Source organism: Burkholderia sp. Ac-20344, from assembly GCF_017104975.1.
Taxonomy (GTDB): Bacteria; Pseudomonadota; Gammaproteobacteria; order Burkholderiales; family Burkholderiaceae; genus Burkholderia.
In genome coordinates, this window is the sequence record NZ_JAAGPP010000114.1 from 22,690 (window position 1) to 31,202 (window position 8,513).

Consider the following 8,513-nt stretch of genomic DNA (forward strand, 5'->3'; position numbering starts at 1 on the left):
CGCATCGGGGAAGGGTGCGTGCACCCTTCCTCGTTCGTTTTTCCTCCCTTTTCCCCTCCCTGGACATTCGGTAGCGCCGCGTGCGAATCAGACATTCCTTCCTTTGCGTCTCCGTGCTGGTGGTCGGCAGCCAGAGCCATGCGACGGAATTCAATGCGTCGTTCCTGAACATCGACGGCTCGAACAACGTCGATCTGTCGCAGTTCTCGCAGGCGGGCTTCACGCTGCCCGGCGAGTACATGCTCGACGTACAGGTCAACGACCTGTTCTACGGGCTGCAGGCAATCGAGTTCATCGCCGTCGACGCGTCGGGGGCAGGCAAACCGTGCCTGCGGCCGGAACTCGTCGCGCAGTTCGGGTTGAAGCCGTCGCTCGCGAAGGACCTGCCGCGCTTCCAGGGCGGACGTTGCGTCGACCTCGGCGCGATCGAAGGGGCGACCGTGCGCTACCTGAAAAGCGACGGGCGGCTCAAGATCACGATTCCGCAGGCCGCGCTCGAGTTCAGCGATTCGACCTACCTGCCGCCGTCGCGCTGGTCCGAAGGGATTCCGGGTGCGATGCTCGACTATCGCGTGATCGCGAACACGAACCGCAACTTCGGCACGGACGGTCGCCAGACGAACTCGATCCAGGCCTACGGGACGGTTGGCGCGAACTGGGATGCATGGCGCTTTCGCGGCGACTATCAGGCGCAATCGAACGTGGGCAATACGGCCTACGCGGATCGCACGTTCCGCTTCAGCCGGCTTTATGCATTTCGTGCGCTGCCGTCGATCCAGTCGACGGTGACGTTCGGCGACGACTACCTGACCTCCGACATCTTCGACACGTTCGCGCTGACGGGCGCGTCGATCCGCAGCGACGACCGCATGCTGCCGCCGTCGCTGCGCGGCTATGCGCCGCTGATCTCGGGCGTCGCGCGCACCAACGCGACCGTGACCGTTTCGCAGGCGGGCCGCGTGTTGTACGTGACGCGCGTGTCGCCGGGCGCGTTCGCGCTGCAGAACATCAATACGAGCGTGCAGGGCACGCTCGACGTTGCAGTCGAGGAAGAGGACGGCAGCGTGCAGCGCTTCCAGGTGACGACGGCCGCCGTGCCGTTTCTCGCGCGCGCCGGGCAATTGCGCTACAAGGCCGCCGTCGGCAAGCCGCGGCTGTTCGGCGGCGCCGGCATCACGCCGTTCTTCGGCTTCGGCGAAATCGCCTACGGCCTGCCGTTCGACGTCACCGCGTATGGCGGTTTCATCGCCGCGTCGGGCTACACGTCGATCGCACTCGGCGTGGGCCGCGATTTCGGCGCATTCGGCGCGCTGTCGGCCGACGTCACGCATGCGCGGGCGAAGCTGTGGTGGAACGGCGCGACGCGCAACGGCAACTCGTACCGCATCAACTATTCGAAGCACTTCGACGGGCTCGATGCCGACGTGCGTTTCTTCGGCTATCGCTTCTCCGAGCGCGAATACACGAACTTCGCGCAGTTCTCGGGCGACCCGACGGCGTACGGCCTCGCCAACAGCAAGCAGCGCTACTCGGCGACGCTGTCGAAGCGTTTCGGCGACACGTCGACCTATTTCTCGTACGACCAGACGACCTACTGGGAACGTGCGAACGAGCAGCGCGTCGGCCTCACGCTGACGCGTGCGTTCTCGATCGGCACGCTGCGCAACCTGAACGTGAGCGTGTCGGCCTTCCGTACGCAGAGCGCCGGTGCAAGCGGCAACCAGGTCTCGGTCACCGCGACGTTGCCGATCGGCGGCCGCCACACCGTCACGTCGAACCTGACGACGGGCAGCGGCAGCACGAGCGTGAACGCGGGCTACATCTACGACGATCCGAATGGCCGCACCTACCAGATCAACGCAGGCGCGACCGACGGCCGTGCGTCGGCGAATGCGAGCTACCGCCAGCGCTCGTCGGCGTATCAGTTGAACGCGCAGGCGTCGACGCTCGCCAATGCGTATGCGGCCGCGTCGCTCGAGGTCGACGGCTCGTTCGTCGCCACGCAATACGGCGTCTCGGCGCACGCGAACGGCAATGCGGGCGACACGCGCCTGCTGGTGTCGACCGACGGCGTGCCCGATGTGCCGCTGTCCGGCACGCTCTCGCATACCGATTCGCGCGGCTACGCGGTGCTCGACGGCATCTCGCCGTACAACGTGTACGACGCGACCGTCAACGTCGAGAAGCTGCCGCTCGAAGTGCAGGTGTCGAACCCGATCCAGCGCATGGTGCTGACCGATGGCGCGATCGGCTTCGTGAAGTTTTCCGCTGCGCGCGGCAGCAACCTGTACCTGACGATGACCGACCCGGCCGGCAAGCCGCTGCCGTTCGGTGCGTCGGTGCAGGACGCGGCGAACGGCAAGGAACTCGGCATCGTCGGCGAGGGCGGTGCGGCGTTCCTGACCCAGGTTCAGCCGAAATCCATGCTGGCGGTGCGCGCGGGCGAACGCACGCTCTGCACGATCGACACGCTGCCGAACCAGCTCCAGCTCGAAGGCACGCCGATTCCGGTGACGTGCCAGACGCCCGGCGAGTCGCATGCAGCGACCGCACGGGTCGAACGATGAATTCACGGATCCAGCGATGAAAAATTCCCTCTCCCTTTCTTTTCCGCGACGCGCATGGTGCGTGCTCGCGACCGCCGGCGCGCTGTTCGCAGGCGCCGCGCAGGCGGCGATCGTGCCGGACCGTACGCGGGTGATCTTCAACGAAGGCGAACAGGCCGCGATCGTCACGATCACCAACAAGAGCACGACGTACCCGTATCTCGTGCAGTCGTGGCTCGAGGACGCGAAGGGCAACAAGATCACGTCGCCGCTGATGGTCGTGCCGCCGCTGCAGCGTGTCGAGGCGAACGAGCGCAACGTGCTGCGGATCGCGAAGCTGCCGGGCACCGAGTTGCCGGCCGATCGCGAATCGGTGTTCTACCTGAACATCCGCGAAGTGCCGCCGAAGACGGATACGCCGAACACGCTGCAGATCGCGCTGCATACGCAGATGAAGCTGTTCTACCGCCCGAAGGCCGTGCAGCCGGCACGCGACGAGGACTGGACGCTGCCGATGACGCTGCGCGTGGACGCGGCCGCGCACACGCTGGTGTTCGACAACCCGACGCCGTATCACATCACGATCGTCGACGTGGCATCGGGTGCGCAGAAGACGCACGTGCCGCTGGACCCGGTGATGGTCAGCCCGATGAGCACGGCCGACGTGCCGTTCAAGGCCGCGACGCCGTCGACGCTGTTCGTCACGCATATCGACGATTACGGCGGCCAGGTGGCGGTCGAGTATGCGTGCGACGCGGGTGCGTGCAAGCGCGTGAAGCGATGAGCGGCGGGATGCGCGAACGGCAATTGCCGGCGGCGTGGCTGCGCTGGATCGTGCTCGCATTGCTGGTCGCGGCGGCGCAGCCGGCGTGGGCACTGCGATGCCTGACGAACAGCGGCGCGACCTCGCTGACCGAGCCGATCGGCGGCGTTGCGTCGTATCCGACCGACGCGCCGGACGGATACGTGATCTGGGTGTCGCCGGTGCGCACGACGTCGGGGTATTGCTACAAGGACCTCGGTGATGCCGGCAGCCTGAAAGTCGTCGACAACATCTATTTCTACGCGAACCCGAATCGCACGGACCCGGCCGCGTGGGGGCTGGAGATCGGCATCCGCTACAAGGGTATCGACTATTTCGACAAGACGAGCAATCGCGGCGGCGGTGTGTTTACCGGGTATTCGGTGCCGCCGTGCAGCAGGTACGACTTCGATCGCGGGCGTTGTCAGCAGACCCGGATCAGCATCGACTATCAGGTCGTCGTGCGCAAGAAGGGCAACTGGGTCCAGCCGCCGAGCGATACCTACACGGTATTCCAGTTCGACGGCGAGTTCGGGCTGAATGCATACAACCCGAGCTTCCAGTATCGCCTGAGCGGCTTGCGCAACCTCAAGCCGACGCCGTGCTTCGTCGACGTGCTCGTGACGCCCGAACCGGGCATCGTCAACTTCGGTCAGGTACAGGCGGTGGGTAACGGCTTCCTGCCGGCGGTGCCGCGCAAGCGGTTCTCGTTGTCGTTGACGAAGAAGTGCAACGTCGCGGTGCGGGTCGACGGATATTTCGAAACGAGCTTTCCGGTCCAGAACGGTTTGCTGGTGCCGGCGAAGGACAGCAATTTCGGTATCGGCATCGAGGACAGCCAGGGCAAGGCCATTCCGTTCAATCAGCAGTTCACGCTCGCGCAGTTTCCGTCGAACGTGATGAATCAAAGCGTGCTGATGGACGCGGTGCTGAAATCGTTCGGGCCGCCGAAGATCGGGCGATTCGATGCGACCGCAACGATCCGGTTGTTCATCTACTGACGTGACATGCGTGGGCGCAGCCGAGCGCACCGCACGCACGCCATGAAAAAGCGCCGGCACGCCGGCGCTTCCTTCTCAAACCCGCGCGCGATACTCAGTGCGCCCAGCGGCACGCCAGTAGCGATCGCCATGCCGGCCGTTCGTCACCTCGGCCGGGTCAGGGTAGGCGACGGAGCCGGTCGACAGCGCGCTCGACAGCGCGCCGACCCGCAGAGAGATTCGAACGCAGCGCGATCCTTTGCGCGCGCGCCCCATCCTCCGGAACGTCGCTTCCATCGATTGATCAGACAAATCCGGACAACCGGAAGGGGTATCCCGTAATCGCATTGAGAATGATTTGCGTTTACGTTAAATTGCGCTATCTCGGAATTTGACGGAGCAGATCGATGGCGATGGCGGAAGTGCTCGACCGACCGGCGGCGGCAGCGGCGAACCCGTTCCTCGGCAGTTATCCCGACCGGCCGCCGCGTGTGCGCCGTGCCGCGGAGCCTCGTGCGCAGGGTGCGTTGCTCGACGTGCTGATCTCGCATCGCGCGATGCTCGTCAATGTCGCGCGCGGCTTCGTCGGCTGTGTAAGCCGCGCCGAGGACGTCGTGCACGACGTGTTCGTGAAGCTCGTCGAATTCCCGAACCAGGACGCGGTGCGCCAGCCGGTCGCATACGTGACGCGGATGGTGCGCAATGCGTCGATCGACGCGTGCCGCCGGCAAAGCCTCGAGAACGTCTATCACACGGAAGAGGACGACGGCTTCGACGTGCCGTCGCCCGAGCCGACGCCGGAGGCCGCACTGCTGACGCGCGATACGCTGCGGCGCGTGTGGGCCGCGCTCGACGACCTGCCGGCGCGCAGCCGCGCGGCGTTCGAGATGGTGCGGCTGCGCGAGGAGACGCTGCAGACCGCGGCGCGCGCGCTGAACGTATCGCAGACGCTCGTGCATTTCATGGTGCGCGACGCGGAGCGCCACTGCGCGGAATGCCTCGACGCGTGCCATCGCGGCGTCGCGTGCCCGGTGTTCCTGGGCGGCCGCGCGCGGCGCCGGTAAAAAATCGCGCCGGCCAATCGTCTATCAGACAGGAGCGGCCGAAACCGCCGCTTCGCCACCTTCAACCGCCTCAGCGATTTCCGATCATGACGCAAGCCCCGACGCCTTCCGCCGACACCGACGATCTCGTCTATACGGTCGTCATCAACGACGAAGAACAGTATTCGATCTGGCCGACGTTCCGGCCCGTGCCGGCCGGCTGGCGCGAGGTCGGCGTGAGCGGCCCGAAAGCCGGCTGTCTCGCGCACATCGAGGCCGTCTGGACCGACATGCGCCCCGCGAGCCTGCGTCGCGCAATGGATGGCGAGCGCGCATCGCGCGCGTCGTGACCCGCTGCGCCGCGTTTGCGGCGCGCCACCTGAAGAGGACGTTGCATGACCCTGCTTTCGTTGCCGACGCTCGACGACCTGCGTATCGAGCCGGGGCTGCCCACCGTCGTGTCGCCGCGCGGCAGCGACGGGATGTCGATCGACGACGTCGCGCCGCTGGCGCGCGAGATCGCGGCCGACACGCTCGAACGGGCGGGCGGCGTGCTGTTCACGGGTTTTCACGTGCCGTCGATCGACACGTTCCAGCGGTTCGCGGCGTCGTTCGGCGATCCGCTGATCGGCTATGAATACGCATCGACGCCGCGCAGCCAGGTCGAAGGCGCGGTCTACACGTCGACCGAATACCCGCCGCACCGTGCGATTCCGCTGCACAACGAGCAGTCGTATACGCGCGAATGGCCGCTGCGGATCTGGTTCCACTGCGCGCTCGCGGCGCCGAAGGGCGGTGCGACGCCGATCGCGGACAGCCGCGCCGTCTATCGCGCGCTCGATCCGGCGCTGGTTACGCGCTTCGAGAAGCGCGAGCTGCTGTACGTCCGCAATTTCGGGCAGGGGCTCGACCTGCCGTGGCAGCAGTCGTTCGGCACCGGCGAGCCGGCCGAAGTCGAACGGATGTGCGCGGCGCGCGGCATCGAATGCGCATGGCGTACCGACGACGACGGCGAACTGCTGCTGCGCACCCGCGAACGCTGCCAGGCCGTTGCGCGCCATCCGCGCACCGGCGACCGCGTGTGGTTCAACCAGGCGAACCTGTTTCACCTGTCGGCACTCGATGACGACATGCAGGAAGCGCTCGTCGACGCGGTCGGGCTCGAGAACGTGCCGCGCAACGTGTATTACGGCGATGGCGAGCCGCTGGAAGCCGACGCGCTCGCGGAGATCCGCGGCGTGCTCGACCAGCAGCGCATCGTGTTCCCGTGGCGCACGGGCGACGTGCTGATGCTCGACAACATGCTGACCGCGCATGCGCGCGACCCGTTCGAGGGGCCGCGCAAGGTCGTCGTCGCGATGGCGCAGAGTTACACGGTCCCGCGCGACCGAACGGAGGATTGATGGCGCGTAGTACCGCCGCGCTTGCCGCGCGCGGGCTGTCGGTAGGGTATCGCGACCATGTCGTGATCGACGGGCTGGACCTGTCGATCGCGGCCGGCCGCGTAACCGCGCTGTGCGGACCGAACGGCTGCGGCAAGAGTACGCTGCTGCGCACGCTCGCGGGCCTGCAGCCCGCACGTGCCGGCCATGTCGAAGTCAACGGCCAGCCGCTCGCGTCGTTTCGCCGTCGCGCGCTTGCGCGCGAGCTGACGATGCTCGCGCAGTTCAACCAGATTCCGTCGGGCCTCACCGTGCGCGAACTCGTCGCGTACGGACGCTATGCGTATGGCGGCTTCCTGCGCGGCCTGTCGCGGGTCGACCATGCGGCGATCGACGAGGCGCTCGAAACGAGCGGCCTCGCCGACGATGCGAACCGCGACGTCGGTGCGCTGTCGGGCGGCGAGCGTCAGCGCGCGTGGATCGCGATGGCGCTCGCGCAGCAGGCGCCGATCGTGCTGCTCGACGAACCGACCACCTATCTCGACATCCATCACCAGCTCGACATCCTCGATGCGCTGCGCACGCTGAACCGCGCGCGCGGGCTGACGATCGTGTGGGTGCTGCACGACCTGAACCAGGCGGCCGCGTACAGCGACGAGATCGTGCTGATGCGTGCGGGCCGCCTCGTCGCGCAGGGCACGCCCGACGCGATGCTCGATCCGGCGCGGCTGCGCGCGGCGTTCGGCGTCGAGATGCTGAAGCTCGCGCATCCGCAGACGGGCGCACCGATGTGCGTGCCGGCCTACGGGCCGGCGACCGACGGCGCGCCGCAGGCGGCCGGCGTCTTCGACCGGGATCTCGCCGTATGACGACGTTCGCGATGCGCAAGCGCCTCGCGGCGGCGGGGAAGGGCGCGACCTCGGGGCGGGCCGGGACGATTGCGATCGGCCTCGTCGCGCTGATCGCGGCACTTGCGGCGCTGCGCGTCGCCCCCGATTTGCGCGTGTGGCGGGACGCCGTGCCCGGCAGCGATGCCGCTGCGCTCGCGCACGTATTCCTGTTCGACCTCAACCTGCCGCGCGTCGCGGCCGCGCTCGTCGCGGGCGGCTGCCTCGGCATCGCGGGCGCGCTGTTCCAGTCGCTCACGCGCAATCCGCTCGCGTCGCCCGACCTGCTCGGCGTGACGGGCGGCGCCCAGCTCGGCCTGCTCGCGGCGATGCTCGTGCCGGCACTGGCCGGCGTCGCATCGGTGCCGCTGCTGTTCGTCTGCGGGCTCGCCGCTGCCGCGTGCGCGATCGTCGCGGCCGGCGGCTGGCGCGCGACGCCATTGCGGCTCGTGCTCGCGGGCAGCGTGTGCATGCTGCTGTTCGCCGCGCTGTCGACGCTCGTGCTCGCATTCTTCGAGCAGAACATCGCGGGCGCCGCGCTGTGGACCAACGGCAGCCTCTATCAGCCGGGCGCGACGGGCCTCGCGCTCGCCGCGCGCGGGCTCGTCGCGCCGCTGCTCGCCTTGGCGTTCGTGATCCGGCCGCTGAATCCGGTCACGCTCGGCGACGACGCGGCGGCTGCGGCCGGCGTGCGCGTCGATGCGACGCGGCTCGCCGCGACGATCGTCGCGGTCGCGTTCACGAGCGTGGCCGTCAGTATCGCGGGCCCGCTGTCGTATGTCGGCCTCGTCGCGCCGAACCTGCTGCGCCAGGTGCGCGGCGCGCGCGCGGCGCGGCTCGGCGTGCTGGTGCCGCTGTCGGCGCTCGCGGGCG

The 8,513-nt window shown here is 67.8% G+C and carries 8 protein-coding genes; all 8 read left to right on the forward strand.

The genetic code is table 11. The features are described from left to right. Positions 1-113: 113 nt before the first annotated feature. Positions 114-2,567, forward strand: a complete 2,454-nt coding sequence (locus G3N64_RS28625) for a fimbria/pilus outer membrane usher protein (RefSeq protein WP_205787037.1) — start codon at positions 114-116, stop codon at positions 2,565-2,567. 16 nt (positions 2,568-2,583) lie between these two features. Continuing rightward, positions 2,584-3,330 (forward strand): molecular chaperone, encoded by a 747-nt coding sequence (locus G3N64_RS28630; protein WP_205787026.1) that lies wholly within the window; start codon positions 2,584-2,586, stop codon positions 3,328-3,330. Further along, entirely contained in the window at positions 3,327-4,349 is a 1,023-nt protein-coding gene (locus G3N64_RS28635; protein WP_205787038.1) for a fimbrial protein, read from the forward strand. The genes G3N64_RS28630 and G3N64_RS28635 overlap by 4 nt, the downstream gene beginning before the upstream one ends. Before the next feature lie 386 nt (positions 4,350-4,735). Beyond that, positions 4,736-5,392 carry an RNA polymerase factor sigma-70 gene (locus G3N64_RS28640; protein ID WP_205787027.1) on the forward strand — a complete coding sequence of 219 codons (657 nt, stop codon included), beginning with the start codon at positions 4,736-4,738 and terminating at the stop codon, positions 5,390-5,392. Positions 5,393-5,478: 86 nt separating this feature from the next. Continuing rightward, on the forward strand, positions 5,479-5,721 hold the full coding sequence (locus G3N64_RS28645) for an MbtH family NRPS accessory protein (RefSeq protein WP_205787028.1): 243 nt from the start codon (positions 5,479-5,481) through the stop codon (positions 5,719-5,721). Positions 5,722-5,766: 45 nt separating this feature from the next. Then, complete coding sequence (locus tag G3N64_RS28650; RefSeq protein WP_205787029.1) at positions 5,767-6,774, forward strand: TauD/TfdA family dioxygenase; 1,008 nt, start codon at positions 5,767-5,769, stop codon at positions 6,772-6,774. Beyond that, positions 6,774-7,622 carry an ABC transporter ATP-binding protein gene (locus G3N64_RS28655; RefSeq protein WP_205787030.1) on the forward strand — a complete coding sequence of 283 codons (849 nt, stop codon included), beginning with the start codon at positions 6,774-6,776 and terminating at the stop codon, positions 7,620-7,622. The genes G3N64_RS28650 and G3N64_RS28655 overlap by 1 nt, the downstream gene beginning before the upstream one ends. Next, on the forward strand, positions 7,619-8,513 hold an 895-nt coding region (locus G3N64_RS28660; protein WP_205787032.1), incomplete at its 3' end, for an iron chelate uptake ABC transporter family permease subunit. The genes G3N64_RS28655 and G3N64_RS28660, both read left to right, overlap by 4 nt.